This is a genomic window from Runella sp. R5_40, from assembly GCF_057652295.1.
This window is the reverse complement of the sequence record NZ_JBYFCH010000007.1, coordinates 162,298-183,385: the sequence shown is the minus strand read 5'-3', so window position 1 is coordinate 183,385 and position 21,088 is coordinate 162,298. Positions and strand designations below refer to the sequence as shown.

At 41.0% G+C, this 21,088-nt stretch carries 25 protein-coding genes; 11 read left to right on the top strand and 14 right to left on the bottom strand.

Features of this window, described 5'->3' with window-relative positions; all coding sequences use genetic code 11:
• The first annotated feature begins 46 nt into the window (after positions 1-46).
• A complete protein-coding gene (glmS, locus tag AC23N5_RS14985) occupies positions 47-1,885 on the top strand; it encodes a glutamine--fructose-6-phosphate transaminase (isomerizing) (RefSeq protein ID WP_487756217.1) in 1,839 nt (612 codons plus the stop codon).
• 35 nt (positions 1,886-1,920) lie between these two features.
• On the opposite strand, the gene AC23N5_RS14980 is transcribed toward glmS, so the two are convergent.
• From AC23N5_RS14980 to AC23N5_RS14965, 4 genes are all read right to left on the bottom strand, one after another.
• The gene (locus AC23N5_RS14980; RefSeq protein ID WP_487756216.1) at positions 1,921-2,550 is read right to left on the bottom strand and encodes a pyridoxamine 5'-phosphate oxidase family protein; all 630 of its coding nucleotides are present in this window, start codon (positions 2,548-2,550) and stop codon (positions 1,921-1,923) included.
• Between the two features lie 8 nt (positions 2,551-2,558).
• On the bottom strand, positions 2,559-2,732 hold the full coding sequence (locus AC23N5_RS14975; RefSeq protein ID WP_183979623.1) for a hypothetical protein: 174 nt from the start codon (positions 2,730-2,732) through the stop codon (positions 2,559-2,561).
• A 167-nt stretch (positions 2,733-2,899) separates the two neighbouring features.
• Positions 2,900-3,430 carry a TetR/AcrR family transcriptional regulator gene (locus AC23N5_RS14970; protein ID WP_487756215.1) on the bottom strand — a complete coding sequence of 177 codons (531 nt, stop codon included), beginning with the start codon at positions 3,428-3,430 and terminating at the stop codon, positions 2,900-2,902.
• Positions 3,431-3,637: 207 nt separating this feature from the next.
• Positions 3,638-4,444, bottom strand: coding sequence for an enoyl-CoA hydratase/isomerase family protein (locus tag AC23N5_RS14965; protein ID WP_487756214.1), 807 nt, complete (start codon positions 4,442-4,444; stop codon positions 3,638-3,640).
• Positions 4,445-4,555: 111 nt separating this feature from the next.
• Between AC23N5_RS14965 and AC23N5_RS14960 the strand changes: the two genes are divergently transcribed.
• On the top strand, positions 4,556-4,888 hold the full coding sequence (locus AC23N5_RS14960; protein WP_487756213.1) for a winged helix-turn-helix transcriptional regulator: 333 nt from the start codon (positions 4,556-4,558) through the stop codon (positions 4,886-4,888).
• A 6-nt stretch (positions 4,889-4,894) separates the two neighbouring features.
• Here AC23N5_RS14960 and AC23N5_RS14955 read toward each other — a convergent pair whose 3' ends face one another.
• The 9 genes from AC23N5_RS14955 to AC23N5_RS14915 all read right to left on the bottom strand — a co-directional run bounded on the left by AC23N5_RS14955 (position 4,895) and on the right by AC23N5_RS14915 (position 13,428).
• Positions 4,895-5,788, bottom strand: coding sequence for a helix-turn-helix domain-containing protein (locus AC23N5_RS14955; RefSeq protein ID WP_487756212.1), 894 nt, complete (start codon positions 5,786-5,788; stop codon positions 4,895-4,897).
• A gap of 50 nt (positions 5,789-5,838) precedes the next feature.
• A complete protein-coding gene (locus tag AC23N5_RS14950; RefSeq protein ID WP_487756211.1) occupies positions 5,839-6,678 on the bottom strand; it encodes an alpha/beta fold hydrolase in 840 nt (279 codons plus the stop codon).
• Between the two features lie 188 nt (positions 6,679-6,866).
• Positions 6,867-7,694, bottom strand: a complete 828-nt coding sequence (locus tag AC23N5_RS14945; RefSeq protein WP_487756210.1) for an oxidoreductase — start codon at positions 7,692-7,694, stop codon at positions 6,867-6,869.
• 446 nt (positions 7,695-8,140) lie between these two features.
• Positions 8,141-9,178, bottom strand: a complete 1,038-nt coding sequence (locus AC23N5_RS14940; protein WP_487756209.1) for a bestrophin family protein — start codon at positions 9,176-9,178, stop codon at positions 8,141-8,143.
• A 67-nt stretch (positions 9,179-9,245) separates the two neighbouring features.
• On the bottom strand, positions 9,246-9,905 hold the full coding sequence (gene nfsB, locus AC23N5_RS14935; protein ID WP_183979609.1) for an oxygen-insensitive NAD(P)H nitroreductase: 660 nt from the start codon (positions 9,903-9,905) through the stop codon (positions 9,246-9,248).
• Positions 9,906-10,220: 315 nt separating this feature from the next.
• Positions 10,221-11,126 (bottom strand): alpha/beta fold hydrolase, encoded by a 906-nt coding sequence (locus AC23N5_RS14930; RefSeq protein ID WP_487756208.1) that lies wholly within the window; start codon positions 11,124-11,126, stop codon positions 10,221-10,223.
• 22 nt (positions 11,127-11,148) lie between these two features.
• Positions 11,149-11,970: an alpha/beta fold hydrolase gene (locus AC23N5_RS14925; RefSeq protein WP_487756207.1), complete on the bottom strand. Its 822-nt coding sequence runs from the start codon at positions 11,968-11,970 to the stop codon at positions 11,149-11,151.
• A 113-nt stretch (positions 11,971-12,083) separates the two neighbouring features.
• Entirely contained in the window at positions 12,084-12,551 is a 468-nt protein-coding gene (locus AC23N5_RS14920) for a Dps family protein (RefSeq protein ID WP_487756206.1), read from the bottom strand.
• A 271-nt stretch (positions 12,552-12,822) separates the two neighbouring features.
• Positions 12,823-13,428 carry an FMN-dependent NADH-azoreductase gene (locus AC23N5_RS14915; RefSeq protein ID WP_183979600.1) on the bottom strand — a complete coding sequence of 202 codons (606 nt, stop codon included), beginning with the start codon at positions 13,426-13,428 and terminating at the stop codon, positions 12,823-12,825.
• Between the two features lie 120 nt (positions 13,429-13,548).
• Between AC23N5_RS14915 and AC23N5_RS14910 the strand changes: the two genes are divergently transcribed.
• A complete protein-coding gene (locus tag AC23N5_RS14910; protein ID WP_183979598.1) occupies positions 13,549-13,911 on the top strand; it encodes a winged helix-turn-helix transcriptional regulator in 363 nt (120 codons plus the stop codon).
• A 50-nt stretch (positions 13,912-13,961) separates the two neighbouring features.
• Here AC23N5_RS14910 and AC23N5_RS14905 read toward each other — a convergent pair whose 3' ends face one another.
• Entirely contained in the window at positions 13,962-15,164 is a 1,203-nt protein-coding gene (locus AC23N5_RS14905) for an enolase C-terminal domain-like protein (RefSeq protein ID WP_487756205.1), read from the bottom strand.
• 173 nt (positions 15,165-15,337) lie between these two features.
• On the opposite strand from AC23N5_RS14905, the gene AC23N5_RS14900 reads away from it, so the two are divergent.
• The 8 genes from AC23N5_RS14900 to AC23N5_RS14865 all read left to right on the top strand — a co-directional run bounded on the left by AC23N5_RS14900 (position 15,338) and on the right by AC23N5_RS14865 (position 21,068).
• Positions 15,338-16,519 carry a 1-deoxy-D-xylulose-5-phosphate reductoisomerase gene (locus AC23N5_RS14900; protein ID WP_183979594.1) on the top strand — a complete coding sequence of 394 codons (1,182 nt, stop codon included), beginning with the start codon at positions 15,338-15,340 and terminating at the stop codon, positions 16,517-16,519.
• A gap of 67 nt (positions 16,520-16,586) precedes the next feature.
• The gene (locus AC23N5_RS14895; RefSeq protein ID WP_487756204.1) at positions 16,587-17,177 is read left to right on the top strand and encodes a Uma2 family endonuclease; all 591 of its coding nucleotides are present in this window, start codon (positions 16,587-16,589) and stop codon (positions 17,175-17,177) included.
• Positions 17,178-17,217: 40 nt separating this feature from the next.
• A complete protein-coding gene (gene rseP, locus AC23N5_RS14890) occupies positions 17,218-18,525 on the top strand; it encodes an RIP metalloprotease RseP (protein WP_487756203.1) in 1,308 nt (435 codons plus the stop codon).
• Position 18,526: 1 nt separating this feature from the next.
• A complete protein-coding gene (locus AC23N5_RS14885) occupies positions 18,527-19,072 on the top strand; it encodes a DUF6702 family protein (protein ID WP_487756202.1) in 546 nt (181 codons plus the stop codon).
• A gap of 71 nt (positions 19,073-19,143) precedes the next feature.
• Positions 19,144-19,338: a 50S ribosomal protein L35 gene (rpmI, locus tag AC23N5_RS14880; RefSeq protein ID WP_028526736.1), complete on the top strand. Its 195-nt coding sequence runs from the start codon at positions 19,144-19,146 to the stop codon at positions 19,336-19,338.
• A gap of 173 nt (positions 19,339-19,511) precedes the next feature.
• Positions 19,512-19,856: a 50S ribosomal protein L20 gene (rplT, locus tag AC23N5_RS14875; RefSeq protein ID WP_028526735.1), complete on the top strand. Its 345-nt coding sequence runs from the start codon at positions 19,512-19,514 to the stop codon at positions 19,854-19,856.
• A gap of 148 nt (positions 19,857-20,004) precedes the next feature.
• Positions 20,005-20,442 carry an HYC_CC_PP family protein gene (locus AC23N5_RS14870; protein ID WP_487756201.1) on the top strand — a complete coding sequence of 146 codons (438 nt, stop codon included), beginning with the start codon at positions 20,005-20,007 and terminating at the stop codon, positions 20,440-20,442.
• Positions 20,443-20,507: 65 nt separating this feature from the next.
• Positions 20,508-21,068 carry a helix-turn-helix domain-containing protein gene (locus AC23N5_RS14865; protein WP_487756200.1) on the top strand — a complete coding sequence of 187 codons (561 nt, stop codon included), beginning with the start codon at positions 20,508-20,510 and terminating at the stop codon, positions 21,066-21,068.
• Positions 21,069-21,088: the final 20 nt, after the last annotated feature.

Genomic DNA, 21,088 nt, shown 5'->3' with positions numbered 1-21,088 from the left:
TTTAAAAACTTTCCCAAAGTTCAACTCACCTTAAACATCAATCTGTATGTGTGGAATCGTAGCATACGTCGGACATCAAGAAGCCTGTCCCATCATTATTAAAGGCTTAAAACGACTGGAATACCGTGGGTACGACAGTGCAGGAATCGCGCTTTTGAACAAAAGCGGTTTGAATATTTATAAAAAGAAAGGCAAGGTCGTGGCGCTGGAAGAGGAGTTAAAATCAAAAGATACGACGGCTTGCATTGGCATTGGTCATACACGCTGGGCCACACATGGCGAACCCAACGACCGAAATGCGCACCCGCATTATTCGAACCACAAAAAATTGGCGATTATTCACAACGGAATTATTGAAAACTACGCCACCATTAAACAAAAATTGCTGCAAAAAGGGCATGAATTTCGCTCCGAAACCGATTCGGAGGTGTTGATTCACTTTATTGAAGATATTCAGTCAGAAGTGAATTGTACGCTCGTAGAAGCCGTACGTTTGGCCTTGCAAGAAGTGGTAGGAGCTTATGCCATTGTGGTAATGACGGAAGACGAGCCCACTCAACTGATTGCAGCGCGCAAAAGTAGTCCTTTGGTGATTGGGGTAGGAGAGGACGAGTTTTTCTTTGCCTCAGACGCGACGCCCATCATTGAATATACCAAAGACGTCGTGTATTTGGACGATAACCAAATTGCGTTGGTGCGTAATAATGAGCTAAAAATTGTCAATCTCGAAAACGAGCGACAACTGCCTTACGTCCAGAAACTTGAGATGGAACTAGAAGCCATCGAAAAGGGCGGCTATGACCATTTTATGCTGAAGGAAATCTTCGAACAACCGCGCTCGATTGCAGACAGTATGCGCGGACGCGTAAACAGCGAAGAAGGTAGCTTACAACTGGGAGGTTTGAGCGAGTACATGGGAAAATTAGCCGACGCCAAGCGCATCATTATCGTAGGCTGTGGTACATCGTGGCACGCGGGGCTGGTGGCCGAATATATTTTTGAAGAACTGGCCCGCATTCCCGTAGAAGTTGAATACGCCTCGGAGTTTCGGTACCGAAACCCGATTATTCGTGAGAAAGACTTTGTGATTGCGATTTCACAGTCGGGAGAAACGGCTGATACGTTGGCGGCGATTCAATTGGCTAAATCCAAAGGAGCCACCATTTTTGGCGTTTGCAACGTCGTCGGTTCGTCGATAGCGCGCGAAACCCACGCGGGCGCCTATACCCATGCAGGCCCAGAAATTGGGGTGGCAAGCACAAAAGCTTTCACAGCCCAAGTAACGGTACTTACCCAAATGGCGATTGCGGTGGCCAAAAAACGAGGTACCATTTCGGAAGGATTGTATCGTCAGTTATTGATTGAATTAGAAAACATTCCGCGTAAGGTAGAGCAAGTGCTGAAGGCCGCCGACAAAATCAAGGAGATTGCTTTTATCTTTACCTACGCCCGCAATTTTATTTATTTAGGACGCGGCCTAAACTTTCCTGTGGCGCTAGAAGGAGCGTTGAAACTCAAAGAAATCTCCTACATCCACGCAGAGGGCTACCCAGCGGCTGAAATGAAACACGGCCCGATTGCGCTCATCGACGAAGACATGCCTGTGGTATTTATTGCTACCAAAGATAGCTCGTACGAAAAAGTGGTGTCGAACATTCAGGAAGTAAAAGCGCGGAAAGGTCGCGTCATTGCGATTGTGACTGAAGGCGACTCGTTGATTCATAGCATGGTGGATTTTGTGATTGAAATCCCCAAAACGCACGAAATCTTGATGCCACTTTTGTCGTCGATTCCGTTGCAATTACTGTCGTATTACATCGCAGTGATGCGCGGTCGCAACGTGGACCAACCCCGTAACTTGGCTAAATCGGTGACGGTGGAGTAAAAAACAATTAATTGGGGGCATTTGGTTGCCCCCAATTAGTTTGCAATAGGTTGCCCCAACTTCACTTTTAGCTCGGCAATTTCGGCTTCTAAATTTTTAATGTGTTCGTATTGAGGCTTTAGCACTTCCTCTATTTCCTGAACGGTAAATCGTGGCGTAATATGCTGTGGACAATTCCAATCGTAGGCTTCCACATGGAAAACCATCATACGCTCGGGGCGAAATTTATACCCTTCCAAATCAAGCAATTGGTGCAATTCAGGGTTGTCTTTCAACTCCACTACCTCGGCGGTGGCATAGAGTTTCAAGCGTCGTTTGTTGGGATAATCGACCAGAAAAAGCGACACTTTATTATTGGTAGCCAGATTCCCCACCGTAATGTATTGCATATTGCCTTTGAAGTCAATGAAGCCCAGCCGATTGGCATCCAATACTTTTAAAAAGCCTTTTGGCCCTCCTCGGTGTTGGATATAGGGAAACCCATTTTCGCCCGAAGTAGCCATGTAAAAACTGTCACGCTGAGCAATGAAACTTTGCTCAAATTTGCTCATGCCGTTGTAAGTAGTTTGGGCTTCCATACGGGCATAAGTGGCTCGGCTACCTACTTTTTCTTGTAGTTTTTTGGCCGCCGAGCTAAAACCAATTTCTGCGAAATTCTTTGCCATGATTGCTGTTATTTATCGGTTTGTTCGGTTTCGTATTGGGCCAACACCCGATCCCATAGTGTATCGCCACACTCGTCCTGAATCACTACTTCGTTTTCGTCATTAAGCTGTACTGGTTTGGGCTGAGTAGCTAATAATGTTGCTAAGTCCAATTTTTTGAAGGTTGTTTCTTTCGTTTCCATTGTTTTAGTTTGTAAAGTGCTAAAGCACAAGTTAATCGTTATTGGTTAATTGTTATCCGTTTAAAATCAGTAAATTACATAAAACAAATGTTCTAAAACTTTTGCTCTGTTACTTAAAGGTTTTGTTTTAAATACAGACCAGTCTGTCTATTTGAAGTCAAAAAAAATCAGATTAACTGCTCGACGATTTTGCGGGTTGTGTCAAGCGTCCATTTGTCTTTGAAGACCTTGCTACTTGCTAAAGCCCCTTCAAAAAGAATGTATAATTGATCCGCTAAATGTTCTTTATTGATTGGTTCAAGAATTTCGACGAATAACTGACGAATTTTATTTTTATGCCCTTGAATCATGGCAAGTACATCTTCGTTGGATTGGGGAATCTCAGCGGCAATGTTTAAAAATTGGCAACCGTTGAAGCTCGTTTCATTAGAAAAGGTGAGCAAAGAATCAAAAACACTGAGCACTTTGTCTTTTGGCGTCTGTTTTTGCTCAACTATACTACGAAAAAACTCGATTGAGCCTTCGGAAGTGTTTTGTAAATACTTTTTCAGAATGTCAATTTTCGAGGGGAAATGAGCGTACAAACTGGCTTTGGCAACACCCGCTTCAGCAATGATTTGGTTGATTCCCGTCGAATTGTAGCCTTGTTCGTAAAACAATCGTGCGGCTGTATTTTCAATATTTTTTTTGGTGTCCATTGTTCTCGTTCATTAACACAACAAAGGTAATAGTATTTTTTAAAAAATGTACAGACTTGTCTGTTTTTTTTGTAAAAATAATTTTTGGTAACCTACATCGGACAGACAAAAAGGTTTTCTATTCAAGTAGAAAACCTTTTTGTAAGAGTAATTATGTATATGTAAGTAATTGATATTCAGATGTTGTACTGCTAAAAATGACTTTTACTATACCAAATGTTTACCCAAGTTAAGTTCAGCATCGCTGTTCTGTTGCAAACCCTTAGCAAACAGGTTTTTCATTCTAATGGCCGCTTCTGGTTGTGCCAAGGCTTCAAAAAAGCGAGTTTGGGTATCCATGATCTGTTCATTTTTAGGATTTACCGCTCTTTCATTGATGATAGATTTGATTTCAGCAATTACTTTTTTATCAAACGACGCAATGCGATGAGCCAAATTTTCTACAAATGCGTCTAATTCGCCGTCGGCAATCGCACGGTTTACCCAGCCGTAAGCAGCGGCAGTTTCGGCATCGAAGTCATCTCCGCCCAAAATAATTTCCAATGCTTTTGCTTTACCAGTCAGTAAATGCAATCGTTCCATTCCACCACCACCTGGGAAGATACTGAAGCCAATTTCGGGCTGACCAAAAATCGCTTTTTCTTTGCTTGCAAATCGCATATCCATTGCTTGGGCAAATTCACTTCCTAAACCTCTTGCACGTCCTCTGATAGAAGCAATACTGACAAATGGAGCTTGTTCAAAACGTTTGGCAATGTCTGGCCAAGATTTTGAAAGTCCTGTTTTTCCAGCTCCTTTTGGGAAGCCCGTTGCTTTTAATACATCTAAGTGAGCAATGAAAAAGTCAGGGTTTGCACTTTCAAAAACCACCACCTTTAGGTTTTCGGCTGATTCAAATTCATCCATCAGTATGATCAATTCTTCTGACATTTCTGGGCCAAACAGATTGATTGGTGGGTTATTAATGATTACTTTCCAGTAACTATCGCTTATTTTTTGTGTTGTTAAAATCATGGTATTACGTTTTTTCTTGCAAAGTAGAATCCATTGCTTTACTTTTGCAAGTAGTTACTACTATGTGAAGTAATAACAAAAAGTAAATCAATATTGATAATCAATACTTTTATGCCTGAAAAAAAATGTAACTTTTCTGAATGTCCCATCACCAGAACTGCTGACGTAATTGGTGGCAAGTGGACTTTACCCATTATTTTTGCCCTGATATACGAAACTAAACGTTTTAAAGAGTTGGAAAGAAGCATTGAGGGCATCAATACCCGTATGCTCGTGAAAGAACTCAAGCAATTAGAAGACAATGGTCTTGTGATTCGGAAAGTCTATGCCGAAGTTCCCCCAAGAGTAGAGTATTCGTTGACAGAGAAAGGTAAAGCCCTCAGAAAAGTATTGGTAGAAATGAGAGAATGGGGTAATGAGTACCTCGCATTGCCAACCGCATAATTAACATTAATTGAGATTCAAGCTCATTTTCCTAAATTCTACTGGAGTTATTCCCGTTTGTTTTTTAAATAATCGGGTGAAGTAGGAAGGATTTTCAAAGCCCAATTCATAAGCAATTTCGGCTACGCCTTGTTCTTGATGTAAAAGGTGTTTTGCAGCCGAAATCAAAGAAATGTGTATTAAATCCATCGCTGTTTTGCCCGTTTCTTGTTTCAATAAATCACTGAGATAGCGGGGCGACAAAAACATCTCATCGGCTAATTTATTAACAGAGGGAAGGCCATTTTCTTTTAATGCTCCATTGTTGAAATAGGTTTTTAAGAGTTCATTAAATCGGGTAGTTGTCTTCCCTGTTAATTCTGAACGATTTATAAACTGCCTCTTATAATAGCGTTGAGCATACATGAGTATGGATGCCAAATGGCTAATGATAATTTCACGACTATATTCGTCTGGATTGTTATCGTATTCGGTTTTGATTTTATCGTGTAGTTCCCACATAATAAACTCTTCCTTCGGTGAAAGGTGCAAGGCTTCATTGACTTCGTAATCAAAATAGCCGTATTTTTCAATACTCTGATGCAATTCGTGTCCATTCAAATAATCCTCATGAATCAATAACATAAACCCTTTTTCTTCAAATTGCAGGTTTTTCATTTCGATAATCTGCCGAGGTTTTACAAATATCATCGAGCCATTGGTATGGTCGTAAGGGGTACGGCCGTAGAGAATTATACCCGATTTTATTTTTTTTAAACCAATCATATAACAATCACTTGTAAATTCTCGGTCGCCCAATGGACAGCCCGACTGGCAACCAACCACACTGAAAAGCGGGTGTTCGGGCATTGCCCAGCCATTGCCATGGTGCAAATCGCTAAGGGTTTTGTAATGTTTCATGGTGTTTTGAAAAAATTGCTAACTCATTAAAATATACGCACTACACAAACTTAATCTTGCTGAAGGAATAAATTGATGTAAGCACTCACCAACGTTGGATACTGATGCTGAGGCCCATGCCCAGCATTGTGCAAAATAATATGTTGAATACTTGGAGCATTTTTCAATAATGGAAACCAGTTTTCAACGGCAAAACTTATATCATTATCGCCCGAAACCACAAAGACGGGCGTTTGTAAAGTTTTATAACGGTCTCTAAAATTAGCTTTATCTTCTCTAAAAGCTATCGAACCCGCAAAATATCGTTGGAGAATGTCCTGAGTGGCAGGGATAAGACTGCGGTCTAAACGTTGGGCAATCCGTTCGTGCGAAGCTTGAGCCAATTGTTTGCTTTTTTCAGAAGATGGTTCAAAGAACAATACATATTCGTCTTCTAAATCGTTGGTAGGCTTCAAGGCTTTTTCAAAAAAGATAGGCTGAATTGGAATTTCAGTATTTCCTGGAGGGTTTGTACCCACCAAAACCGTTTTCAACACTCGGTCGGGATACTGAAACATAAGACTTTGAGTAACCAAACCCCCATACGACCAACCCAATACATTAAACTGTTGAATGTCCAAATAATCAAGGAGTTGGATAATTTCTTTGGCTACGTCAATGGTATTTAAAGGAAGTTCGCCTTCCGAAAGACCAATACCCGAATAGTCGAAAATCGTAACTGTATTTTGAGACGCTAATCCGTCTAAAAAAAGTGGGTCCCAAGTGTCTAAAACACCTCTAAATCTGTTCACTAAAACAAGGTGTTCACCAGTACCAAACTGACGGTATGCTCTTTTTTTACCATCAATAAGGGCAAATTGAGTTGTTGCCGCTAATGCTAAAGATTTCATTGGTTAATTTCGATTATGAGTTTTAGATAATTCCCAAACTTTGTTATGCTTGATAGAAATTCAATTCCTGTTAAATGATGGTAAATCTATTTGTATCGCTTTAGATATACAAGTAGTTACTAAAATGTAAAGCAATAACAAAAAGTAAATCATTGTTGATAATCAATGAGTTGCTAATGGAAATAATTTTAATTATCGCCATGTGCCGCAATACTTACCTCTTTCCATGTTTCAATTTCTTCAAGGCGATTTTTATATACTTGATTCACAACATGGTAAGCGATTTTACCTAATAGTAATCGTTGTGGTGGATTTTCGCTGTTGACAACTTTCAAAATGGCTTCTACGGTAGCTTCTGGTTTTCCCCAAGTCGCTGGATTTTCGCCAGAGGCTGCAAAGGCTGCACGTACTGGTGCGTAGTCTTCAATACTGTCGGTAGTTTGAATAGCCGAAGCTCCTGCCCATTCTGTGGCAAAACCGTTTGGTTCAATGAGTGTAAATTTGATTCCTAAATGGGCTACTTCCGAGGCGATGGTTTCGCTAAGTCCTTCTACGGCAAATTTTGAAGCATTGTACAAACCTAACATATGCAAAGTAGTAAGTCCCAAAAAGCTGGATACTTGAATAATATGTCCACTTTTTTGTTGACGCATAATGGGCAAAACTGCTTGTGTCACCCACAAAAGTCCAAAGAAATTCGTTTCCATTTGGTCTCTGGCTTGTTGCTCGGTCGTTTCTTCTACCGTACCGAATAAACCATAACCAGCATTGTTAATTAAAATATCAATGCCTCCAAAATGGCTAACTACTTGACTCACCGCACTGATTACATCTTGGCGGTTGTTTACATCTAATTGTACGGGTAAAATATTATCGCCATAGGTACTTACAAGGTCGTCCAAAGCAGCGATGTTGCGGGCTGTTGCGGCTACTTTGTCGCCACGTTTCAAAAATGCTTCTGCCCAAAGTTTACCAAAGCCTCTTGATGCTCCTGTAATGAAAATTGTCTTGCTCATGATGATATTTGTTTTTGTTTATTTTGATGATACAAAGGTACTGCGGCCCCTTGGCAGTCGTCTAACCCATATCAGCGGAAGAATAGCACAGAATTACGAAGAAGCGTTTTCTTCAATAGTTGTATTGAAAAAATACGTTTTGGTGCAGAATAAATTGGAGTTTGGGCGTACGAACAAATGCAGGATTTAGTAGTATTCCTTTTAAAACACTAGATGTGTGTGCTATGTGAAAGTTCTATGTGGCCTATGTGTTCAATTTTTTCTAGTCACCTGCAAAGTTTCGTACTCCCATGCAGTTTTTAGTGAAAAAATGAAAAGCTCTATTCTGGTGGAGCAGTCTAAGAATAGAGCTTTAAAATGAATCAATAATGTTCAACTGTTTAAAAATCAGTTGATTATTTGTTTAGAATAATGTTTCTGCCAAAACTAAACCACCGCGATTAGCTTTACATTAATACATTTCCTACGGGCTGAATAGGTTTGGGTAAATCTGTTTCTCCCAACATTTGCAATAAATCTATTTCAATCGTACGACAAATAGATAGCATTGGCACATCATTATAAGAGCCTTCAAATGGATTTTCGCTATAATCGCCCACCAGCTCCATACTGACATAAACCCAACCTACAATCACGACCAATGGCACCGATATCCAAATACCAATATCACCTAATTTTGAAAATTCCCCCATCAAACAGAAAGGTAGCATTATGATAAATATGCAGACAAATACAAAACTCAAATTGGCATAAAGCCGAGGCAAGGGAAATTTTTTGATACGTTCGGCTTTGCCTTGCTGCTCATAAAAATCGTTTAGCATTCTTTGCAATTCTATATGCTTTCGGTCCGACAAAAAATCTTGCTCTCTTAAAGCCGCCAACTCTTTGCCCTGTAGGTGTATTAATTTTGTGGCGTAATTAGCGTATTGTGATTTTTGCTCAAGCTCTTCTTTGCTCAAATATTTTGCCAACAAGGCATCAATGTCTTCATTTTTATAATTTCCCAAGCCAAATTTTTCAATATTCTTTCGCCCCCAAACACCATACAAGCCCTTCAGCGAAGCGTGTTCCCATTGGGTTGCTACTAAAAGTTGATTGCGTAAGACGTATAACCAAGCAATATGCCTGTAGATTAATTGCTGTTTTATCTGTTTTATTTCATTTGAACTGGCAGGGGATTCTTTGTACAAATTACTTATGAAATTATCTGTCATATTGCTCCAACTGCGGCTACCATTAACAATAGCACCCCAAATTTTGCGTGCTTCCCACACCCTGTCGTAGGCTTGGTTATTTTTAAAGCCCACATAAAAAGCCACCGCTGTGGCGATGATGGATGCTGGTAACCAGGGGATAGCAAATTCTCTAAGGCTGGTATATTGATACAAGCAAGCTACACTCACTGCCCATGCGGTAAGCCAAGGAATATGATGACCCGAGAAATAAAATATACCCCTCAGTGATACTGATTTTCGTACTAACATTTGCTACCTATAGTAAAAGTATGAATTAAATTTACGAATATAAGGTATTTATTGTCAAGTAGTTGTTTTAAACCAATGTCAAAATTTCTTCAAAAGAAAGTCGAGATTTGGGAGTTTTGACAGGGTCATTAAAATCGGTTTCAGTTTTGTAACCCAATGCCACAGTAGTTATGGCAGTTAACCCTTTTTCGGTTAAACCAAATTCTTCATTCAAGATTTGAGTATCAATGCCTTCCATCGTACACGCATCTATGCCAAGTGCAGCCGCTCCTAACACAAACTGCCCCATATTAAAATACACTTGTTTCTCTAACCAATGTTGCTCATCATTCAACGTTTCCTTGTGAATATTGACAAATAATGTTCTTCCGTTTTTGGTCATTTGCTTAATCTGTTCGTTGGGAAAACGCCCAGCCTGAGCTTCTGACTCTGCAATCTGTTCTTTATAATCCTCATTTATACTGGTTTTAGCACAAAATAGCACTACGTGTGAAGCATTGAGTATTTTGGCTTCATTAAACTTATAGGGGCCTTGTACACCTTTTGCCATTCGCTGTTTTCCTGCTTCGGTATCGGCAATGACAAAATACCAAGGCTGAATATTTACGCTGGAAGGGCTCATCCTCAATAGCGATTTTAGTTGTTTAACATCTTCGGAAGCTATTTTTTTTGTAGGGTCAAAAGACTTGGTAGAATAACGTTTCTCTAAAATGTTGATTAAGTTCATTTTGTGGTTTTATAAATGTTTAGTAAAGCTTAATGGTGCTTTGTTAACTGTTGCTTTTTTGTTTTCAAGTTGCAAAGTAGAATCCATTACTTTATTATTGCAAGTAGTTACTAATATGTGAAGTAATAACAAAAAGTAAATTAATATTGATTGTCAATGCGTTTGTTTCTAAAAAAAATGTAACTTTTCTGAATCATTACCCACAAGAACTGACGTAATTAGAAAACAATGGGCTTGTGATTAGAAATTCAATAGATAAAAACAAAAAGCGATGTAAACCTTCGCTTACATCGCTTTTGCTTTGGGTTGAACTTTTTACTGTTTGGCAAACTTTTCAAGTTCGGTGTTAAATTTTTCTGACTCTTCTACGAATAAGGCGTGGCCACTGTTCTCGAAGCGAATAATGCGGGAATTTTTAATGCCTTTATTCAACTCATTGGCAAACTCAAAAGAACATAATTTATCTTGTGTGCCATGAAAAATCGCCACTGGAATGCTGATTTTAGATAGTTGTGGACGTAAATCAAGGTTTAAAAGGGCTTTTATTGACTCCGTGATGGCATAAGGCGATGCTTCTAAATTGATGTTTTCTAACCATTTTTCTACATTTTTAGAAATGTTTCCTTCTTTGGCAGGAAATGCAGCTCCAAAGCCTGCAATTAAATCTTGTCTGGCGGTCATGGTTTGCAAAACCAATCCGTTGCCATCAGCTTCCGAAATTCCAAACGGAGAGCCTTCTCTCTGTCTCCACGAGGGTGCTGCCGCACCAAATAGTGCCAATTTGCTAATATGAGCCGCATTATACTTGGTTACATAGTGAATAACGACCGCACCACCCATCGAAAAACCGCCCAAAACCGCATTTTCTATTTTTAGCTTTTCTAAAACTACTTTAATGTCGTCCGAAAAAACATCGAAATCATATCGTCCATACGGTTTGTCTGATTTCCCGAAACCACGAAGTGTAATACCAATGACTCTAAAACCTTTACGACTCAAATACTGGTATTGGTACTCATACATTTCGTCGCTCAGTGGCCATCCATGAATTAATACAATTGGTTGACCTTCGCCAAGGTCGGTTACATGAAGTTTTACATTTTTTTCTACTTCTATGTACTCTAATCTGCCTGCCGAAGCGGGTTTTCTATTGTTTTGTGCCGAAACGACATGAGTAAATAGAGAAACTAAAATGGCGATTAATGAAACTGACTTTTTCATTTTATGATGAAGAGGTTGAAAATTATTGATTAATGAATGTTAAAATATCGTTGTTGATGGTTGCGGCTTCGGTTGTTGGCATACCGTGAGAGAAACCTGGGTATAAAATAAGCGTACCGTTTTGTAGCAATTCGTGTGCTTTTACCGCCGTGGTAGCATAAGGCACAATTTGGTCATCTTCGCCGTGCAATACCAACACTGGAATGCTTACGCTTTTTAAATCTTCGGTAAAATCGGTTTCAGAAAATACTTTCACACAATCATACTGAGCCTTAATGCCGCCCATCATGCCTTGTCTCCACCAATTGTCTTGGATTCCTTTTTTTACATCGGCACCTTCTCGGTTATATCCAAAAAACGGAATGGTAATATCTTGGTAAAATTGAGCTCTGTTGTGCTGCGTATTGTAACGGATGTCGTCAAAAACTGCTAATGGCACTCCATCTGGATTTCTTTCATCAGCAATCATATATGGCGTGATGGCACTGATTAAAACCACTTTGGCTACCCTGTCTTTGCCATATTTTGCGGCATATCTGATGGCTTCACCACCGCCTGTTGAGTGCCCAACGTGGATGGCATTTTTGAGGTCGAGGTGGGCGGTAAGTTCGGCTACGTCGGCTGCATACGTATCCATGTCGTTTCCTTGGTAGGTTTGGGTAGAGCGACCATGTCCACGGCGGTCGTGTGCAATTACTCTAAATCCTTTTTCGAGGAAAAACATCATTTGAGCATCCCAATCGTCAGATGATAGCGGCCATCCGTGGTGAAAGAAAATGGGTTGGCCTTGACCTAAATCTTTGTAGTAAATTTCTGTTCCGTCTTTAACTGTTAACTTGTTCATGTTTTCTATTTTTTAATTGTTCATGTTAAAATTGATGATGCAAAGTTGGGGCAATTTGTCGGGGGCATCAATGGACGCTTTTCGCTTTGAATTGTACTTTTTTCCCGAGTTATTTATTTCAAAAGTGACCTTAAAATCCAAACCGTTTTTTCGTGCTCTTGCAGAAGGCTGGTGATAAAATCACTGCTGCCAAAGTCGCCATAGCTATCAGCAAAAAGGCTGATATTGCTTCTTAATTGAAGGATAATAGTTTCGTGGGCAGAGAGTAAATCGTTGATAAAAGCTACACTGCTGTTTGAGTCTAAGACTGTTTCTTGCAAGGTTGTCAATTCAAGAAAAGCCTTTAAACTGGCAGGTGCCGCGAAGCCCAAGGTTCTGATTCTTTCGGCAACTGAGTCAATTGTGGAAGCTAATTGATTGGCTTGATTGTCGAATAATTGATGTTTGTCGTAAAAGTCAAGCCCTTCTACATTCCAATGAGCATTTTTAGTTTTTGTAAAAAGTACATACTCATTGGCCAATAATTTTGATAGCTCATCGGCTACCTTTTTACGATTATTTTCTGCTATTCCGATATTCATTTTCGTCTTGATTTTTTGATGATGCAAAGTTCCGCCAAATAGCGAAGCCCCTCAATGGACATATTTCGCCATGAATTGCACTTTTTGCCCTAATCGTTAAAAATGAAAGTGTAGCAATAAAAAAAGCATGGTTTTAGGGCCATGCTTATCAAATAATTGAATCGATAATCAGAATTGTTTACGAAATGAGGTCGGAGAAGTTTCCGTATTTTTGGTAAAAAATCTTACCAAGTAAGCGATAAAGGCATAAAAAAATTGACACAGGAAAGAGTTAAAAACTATATTCTTCCACCGTTTCTAAGGCTTTCGAAACGGCTTGTTCGCCCATGTTTGGCACAAAAATACCCTCTAAACGAAAAGTACTAACATCTGTTAAGCCCATAAACCCAAGAACTGTTCGTAAATAATTCTCCGTAAAATCATAGGCTTTCATCATTCCTTCTGAATAGATACCGCCAGACGCTATGGCCAAATAGACTTTTTTGCCCGTTAATAAACCTTGGGGCGAACCTGTGGCATAGCTAAAGGTTTCATTGGCACGGGCAATTTGGTCAAGCCATGCTTTTAGATTGGCTGGAATGCTAAAGTTATACAACGGCACTGCCAAAACAAGAATATCCGCATTTTTGAGCTGTTTAATGGCCATATCAGAGGGTTGAATCACCTCCAACTGGGTTAGACTACGTGCATCTTTTGGGGTAGAAAAAGCTTGGTACATTTCGGCAGTAAGAAATGGAAGCGGGTTTTCCGATAAATCGAGTGTTTCAACCGCGCATTCCGAATAGGTGTTTTTTAGCTTTTCAATGATTGAGTTCGAGAGCTGATTGCTTTTAGAAGCATCGCCGTTGATGCTTGTTTTAATGTGAAGGACGTTCATTGTTGACATTTCTTAATGATTTATTTTAATGATGTCGCAAAGCTATGTACATTTGCTTTCCAAAAGTTACTACTATACATAAGGTAAGTAGTAACCTTTAAGTTAGCCAATCGAAATAGTATGGAAAAAACAATCAGTGCCGAAAAGTGTAGAAACTCCATCAAAGCGTTGGAAGATGCCATGTATGTCATTGGTGGAAAATGGACATTGCGCGTAATAATTGCCCTTAAAGATGGACATACACGTTTCAATGACCTACAAAGAACCATTGATGGCATATCGGCCAAAGTGCTTTCGGGTGTATTAAAAGACTTGGAACAAAATGGTTTTGTCAGAAGAAAAGTGGACACGGGCATACCAGTGGTAGTAGAATACGAACTACTATCTTATGCCGATACCCTGCAAGATGTGCTTTCGGCTTTGGTTTTATGGGGCGAGATGCACCGAGAAAAAGTGATTAAAGGGGAAGAGGAGTTGGTTTAAAAATTAAAGTAAAAAGGACACACAAACTGATTGTATGTCCTTAACGGGGGCTATGCCTTGAGTAGTTTCATGCCAAAACCTGGCGCTTTGGGGGGGATAAATTCGCTGTTGACAATTTTATAAAGGCTAAAATCAACGTCCTCGCAAGTACAGGGTACTCCTTCGATGGTGACGGTATTGCCCAAAGCTCCTGTCAAATGGGCCGTGTAAAACGATTTTAGCTGCTCACCAAACGCGTGAGGGGAAGCCAAAATGCCCATTTTCTGAAGCTCAGGCATGATTTTGCGCCAAGGCGTAAAGCCGTAGCCCATGATGTCGGTGATGTGAACATCAATCAGTTTTTGTTCTTCAAGTTCGCGTAGAAGTTGTTGATTTGGATTGGCTTCGCCATCGGCCAACAGCGTTTTGACGTTGTTGGCTTTCAACCAGTCTTTTAACTTTCGGTAATCTGCTACGGTTTCGGCAAAGGGTTCTTCAAACCAAAACAGCGGAATCCCATCAATGCCTTTTAGATATGAGATGGCCATATCGACCGTGTAACCATCGTTGGCATCGACCAAAATATCACAATCGGGAAATGTCTTATGAACAAGCTTCGTCACTTCGATGTCGCGTTGAAGCCCTTCTTGTTTGGGCATCCAAATATTGCCGCGCCCAATTTTTAGTTTGAACTGCCGATAGCCCAATTTATAATCTGCACTGCAATTGGCAATGATGTTGTCAAGTCCGTTGGGCAACGTAGTGACTGGCCCTTCTTTGGGTTCAAGTTCATCAAAATAAATCATGCCGCTGTAGCATTTCGTTGTAATGGGCTTTTTGCGGCCCATCAATTCATACACAGGTTTGTTGAGGATGACCCCTGCCAAATCGTGCAGCGGCACATCAAAAGGCAACGCTTGAGGGTCAGTAACGCCAAGTGCAGGTTGAAATAGGTCGGATACTCGTTTCCCCTTCAAATACGCAATCACTTCGTCGTTTCGGCGGCCGTGCATTCCCCAACCCTTCGCACCTTGGTCGGTCGTAAGAACACAAACGTTCACTTTGGGGCCGTATCCATGAATGTCACGACGCGCATTTTTTCCCACAAAACGCGGCCATTTGAGTTGTACTTGGGTATAAGCAATCTCCGCAATTTTGTGCGATGACAAATCCGCGATTTGAGGATCAAAGTACCCATGTTCTACGGCGTTAGAAATAAGCGGAGTGCTCAAGGCCATCATGGCGCTGTGGTGGAGAAAGTTTCTGCGTTTCATGTAGGTAAAGGACGTGGTAGGATAACAGGTTGAATCACTGGTATTTCTGTATTAAACAATTCGTCGTTTTGATTCTACTCATAGGAGAAAGACAGTAAATAAATTCGATAATCGTCTCTTGCCCTAAAAGCCAAAAGAATGTGTAATTTTGCCCGTGAATAGTTGTCCATTGCATGAAGTTTCCCCAAAAACACATAGCCATTCTTGGCTCTACGGGTTCGATTGGAACCCAAGCACTCGACGTAGTAGCGGCTCATCCAGAGTCGTTTACGGTCGAAATTCTTACCGCTCAAAACAACGCTGAACTGTTGATTGAGCAAGCCGCAGCGTTTCGTCCCAATGTGGTGGTCATTGCCAATGAGTCGTTGTACGACAAAGTATTTGACGCCCTCGACCCTCTCGGGATTCAGGTGTATGCAGGGGCAAAGGCCATTGCGGACGTGGTACAAATGGACTCCATTGATACTGTTTTGACGTCAATGGTTGGCTATTCGGGACTAATTCCAACCGTAAAAGCCATTGAGGCAGGCAAACAAATTGCCTTGGCCAACAAAGAAACCTTGGTGGTGGCGGGAGAATTGGTGACGGCCTTAGCGCGCGAAAAAGGGGTAAATATCTACCCCGTTGACTCCGAACATTCGGCCATATTTCAGTGCCTTGTGGGAGAGTTTCATAACCCCATCGAAAAAATATTGCTCACCGCTTCGGGTGGGCCATTTCGAGGCAAAACCCGCGATGAGCTTTTACACGTGACCAAAGCCCAAGCCCTGAAACATCCCAACTGGAGCATGGGGGCTAAGATTACCATCGATTCGGCTTCGTTGATGAACAAAGGCTTGGAAGTCATTGAAGCCAAATGGCTATTCGGGCTAGAAGCATCGCAAATCGAAGTAGTGGTGCATCCCCAAAGCATTATTCACTCGATGGTGCAATTTGAAGATGGGAGTATCAAAGCCCAAATGGGATTACCTGATATGCGCCTTCCGATTCAGTTTGCATTGACCTACCCACACCGCCTAAAGGCCGATTTCCCTCGCTTCAACTTTGCTCAGTATCCATCTCTCACATTTGAGCAACCCGACTTAAAAACTTTTCGTAATTTGCAATTCGCTTTCGATGCACTCGAACGGGGAGGAAACATGGCCTGCATTGTGAATGCAGCCAATGAAGTGGCGGTAGCGGCGTTTTTACAAGATAAAGTAGGTTTTCTGCAAATGTCGGACCTTATCGAAACTTGTATGAACACCGTAGCGTTTATTCAACAACCAACCCTCGACGATTATATTGAAACCGACACCGAAACACGCCGTGTAGCTGAAAGTTTAATGAGTAAATTTGAAAATTTGAAAATTTGATAACGGGCATTGCTCGCTTCTTTAATTTTCAAATGAACGAATTAACCAATTTTTCAAATTGAATCCAATGTCCCAAGTACTGAACATACCTTCCATGGATACCATGAACGACGATGAGTTTTTTGCTTTTTGCGAGGCAAATCGTCGCAATGGAATGCACTTTGAGCGGGACAAATACGGAAGAATCATCTTTATGTCACCTACTGGAAGCATCGGAGGCTCGCGCGATTTAGACATCGCTATTGAAATTGGCTATTGGGCCAAACAGAATAAAATGGGAATCGCCTTTGGCCCTGCAACAGGTTTTACCCTCCCTGATAAATCCATCAAGTCGCCTGATGTAGCTTGGATTCGTCGCGAGCGATGGGAACAAATTCCTTCGGCTTTACGGAAAAAATTTGCTCCTATCTGCCCTGATTTTGTGGTAGAAGTAATTTCAGAATCAGATACTTGGTCGGAGCATGTTGATAAAATGAAGGAGTGGATTGTCAACGGTTGCCAATTGGGTTGGTTGATTGACCCCAACGAGAAAACATACATGATTTTTAGCCCTCAAAATACCAATCCTGAAAAACAGCCGTTTGGTGTTATCAGCGGGGGAGAGGTCTTAGAAGGATTAGAAATCGACCTAACTACGGTTTTTGAAGATATTGATTAATGACTAACTAAACGTGTGTAAGCACACATAAACTCAAAGAATGGAAATTTTAGTAATGGTGGGACAGTTGATTTTGGGACTGTCGATTTTAGTAGGATTACACGAATGGGGGCATCTTATCACAGCCAAGATGTTCGGAATGCGAGTAGAAAAGTATTTCATTGGGTTTCCTCCCAAAATATGGTCGATTCAACGTGGTGAAACAGAATATGGGTTTGGAGCAGTACCACTGGGTGGTTTTGTGAAAATTTCGGGAATGGTGGATGAGTCGTTGGATACCAAAAATTTGACGGCTGAACCTGAACCGTGGGAATTTCGGGCCAAACCTGCTTGGCAGCGTTTGATTGTGATGCTGGGCGGAATTATTGTGAACGTCATTACAGGTATTATCATTTTTGTGGCCATTACGTATTCGGAAGGATACGACTACATCGCTACAAAAGATGTGAAATACGGAATTGTGGCTCACAAACTTGGCCAAGAAATTGGACTCCGTACGGGCGATAAAATCGTGGCTATCAATGGTAAACCATTTGATGATTTTGCCGAAGTTCGTAAAGTGTTTTTGGAATCAAATAGCTACTACACAGTAGAGCGTAATGGGGAAAAAGTGGACATTTACGTACCTAATAACTTTATTGAAAAGATTTCGGACAAGAAAAACGCGGGTGAGTTTATTGACCCCATTTATCCTTTCTCGATTAGAGAAGTGACACCTGGAATGCCTGCGTCTAAATCGGGATTATTGGCAGGGGATAAAATTGTAAAGGTAAATAATCAGCCAATTCAGTTTTACCACGAAATCAGAGACGCATTGTCCAATCTGAAAAACAAAAAAGCAGTGTTGGAAATCGACCGTAAAGGAAAAGTGGTAACACTTAACGTGGATGTACCCGAAGACGGTAAAATAGGTTTTTATCCAGAATTAGGTCTCAGAACCACGCACATCGACTATTCGTTTGGCGAATCTATTGCGATTGGTACTCAAAAAGCCTTCAGCGTAGTGACTGACAATATCCGTGGGTTTGGCAAAATTTTCCGTGGTGAAGTATCTGCCTCTAAGGCATTGAGCGGTCCAATTGGGATTGCCCAAATGTTCGGTGGAATTTGGGATTGGGGACGTTTTTGGTTCCTCACGGGCTTGTTGTCGATGGTCTTGGCATTCATGAACATTCTGCCGATTCCAGCCCTTGATGGTGGCCACTCGGTTTTGTTGATTTACGAAATGGTAACAGGCCACAAGCCGTCAGATAAGTTCTTGGAAGCCGCCCAAAAAGTGGGAATGGTGATTCTGCTTGGATTGATGGTTTTCGCTTTTGGAAACGATATTTTTAAACTCTTCCGTTAGTATGAGTTTAGTAACTAACTCACGCAAAGGGGCAAAGACGAGAACGTTCTTTGCGTCTTTGCGTCTTTGCGTAATTCTCCTCTTGTGCCTGAGCGCTTTCGGTTTTTCAAAGCACGATTTCCATACCAGCATTACCCGAATGGACTATAACGCCAAAGAAAAGTCGTTTGAGGTGAGTATTCGGGTGTTTACGGACGATTTGGAGAGTGTGCTGTCCAAAGAAAATGGCGGGCAAAAGTTTTCGGTACTTAACAATGACAAAAATGACCCCTATGTCGAAAAATACATTCGGAAACATTTTGCGATTGTGACTACTGCCAAACAAAAAAAGCCGTATTCGTACATCGGCAAAGAACAAGAGGCCGATGCTACTTGGATCTATGTAGAAATCCCTTGTTCTGAGGCTATTACAGGTTTTTCATTACAAAATAGCATCATGCTTGATGTCTTTGATGACCAAGTGAATCTCGTTAACTTCAACTACCAAGGCCAGAAGAAGTCGTATATCTTTAAAAATGAGGATAAAGTTCTGCCCCTCGGATTGTAATATTCAACAAAGGTTTGTACCTTTGCACCCCAAATTTTTTACTTTTTCAAATACTTTAAAAGGTCGGTATCATGCCAAAAGTTAAAACCAATTCAGGTGCCAAGAAGCGTTTTAAAATGACTGGCACTGGTAAAATTAAGCGTAAGCACGCTTTCCATAGCCATATTTTGACAAAGAAATCAACAAAGCGTAAGCGTGGCCTCGTTGGGTTCACTGTTGTTGATGACACAAATATGGATCGCATCCGTTTGATGCTCAAGTTCTAAGTTAGGACAACGTTATCGGTTAATTGTTAACCGTTATCCAAGATTTTATCACAGATAACGAACAACAGATAACTACTAACAGTGCTTTAAGCACAGGTTCATTGTTTCACCCGATTGTTGGTTCTACAAGTGCTTCTAAGTAAGCCACCAACCGTCAAAAAACTAACAAAATTATGCCACGTTCGGTAAACCACGTTGCGTCGCGGGCTCGTCGCAAGAAAGTATTAAAATTAGCCAAAGGTTACTACGGTCGTCGTAAAAACGTATGGACAGTAGCCAAAAACGCCGTTGAGCGCGGTCTTAACTACGCTTATGTCGGTCGTAAACAAAAGAAAAGAAATTTCCGTGCTTTGTGGATTCAGCGTATCAACGCTGCAGCTCGTCAAGAAGGATTGTCTTATTCTGCATTGATGGGTAAAGTTCACGCAGCAGGTGTTGAACTGAACCGTAAAGTACTTGCTGACCTTGCAATGAATCACCCAGAGGCGTTCAAGGCAGTAGTAGAAAAAGTAAAATAATTGGGAAAAGTGGCGCCTAGCGCGCCGCTTTTTTATGAAAGGTAACGGATGTAATTTCGTTACCTTTTATTTTTTGATTAGCTCGAACTTTTTAGGAAAACTAGGTGTTCGAGCATTAACTGAAGTCTATCTCTCTTTTATGAAACTAATGTTCCGCCGATTTCTTGCCTTTTTTATGGCACTTGTCGTTCTGACGGCAAGCACGGGCTTTGGCGTAGTCGAACATCATTGTATTCTGAGAGGAAAATCGCTGCATTTGGCCGCTCTTAGCAAGGACAAATGTGGCAGTTGCGCTACTACAAAAGAATCAGCAACCCCTGCTGGACAAACTACCATCAAAAAAAGAACGTGCTGCGAAGACCAACAACGCTACGAAAACGTAGAGGTAGCGTCGTCGGTGACACAATGGGTAGCTAAGTTATTAAAAACAACGGCCGACTGGGCTGTCGAGACCTTTGTAGCGGTCTTCAAAGTTGTATTTGAGTTTTTCTTGCCCACTTCGGCGGGTTCTTCTTCTGTTTATTCTTTTACTTCTTTTTTTCACGGGCGAAGCCTGCTTTCGTTTGTGCAGTCTTTTTTGATTTAGAATTTCCAGTGCATGAGATTTTCTCAGTGTAGCACACTTGTTGGGGAATTTTAAATCAGACAATAATGGTATTTTACGTCAAAAACATGGTATGCGACCGCTGTAAATTGGTGGTTGGCCAAGTATTTTCTCAGGCTCATTTTCAAATTCAACAGATTCAACTCGGGGAAGTGGAGGTGGCAGCGCCTGTGACTGCTACTCAGATAGCGGAAGTGACAGCTCGGCTGCAAGAATACGGTTTTGAATTGCTTGAGGATAAACGAGTTCGTACGGTTGAAAAAATCAAAACGCTTGTTTTAGCGTTGATTCGTTCTTCGTCATTGGGATTGAAGGTGAATTATTCTGACTATTTAGCCGAACAACTCAACCGTGACTATAATGGCTTGAGTACTCTCTTTTCTTCGCTGGAAGGCATCACAATTGAGCAATACATCATTCGCCAAAAGATTGAACGAGTGAAAGAATTGTTGACCTACGATGAACTCAACCTTAGTCAAATTGCGGACAAACTTCATTACAGTAGCGTAGCGCATTTGTCCAACCAATTTAAGAAAATCACGGGTATCACACCGAGTCAATACAAGCTTTCGGGTCACAAAAACCGACAACCGTTGGATGCAATTTGAGCAAAAGCGAAGGGCGTAAA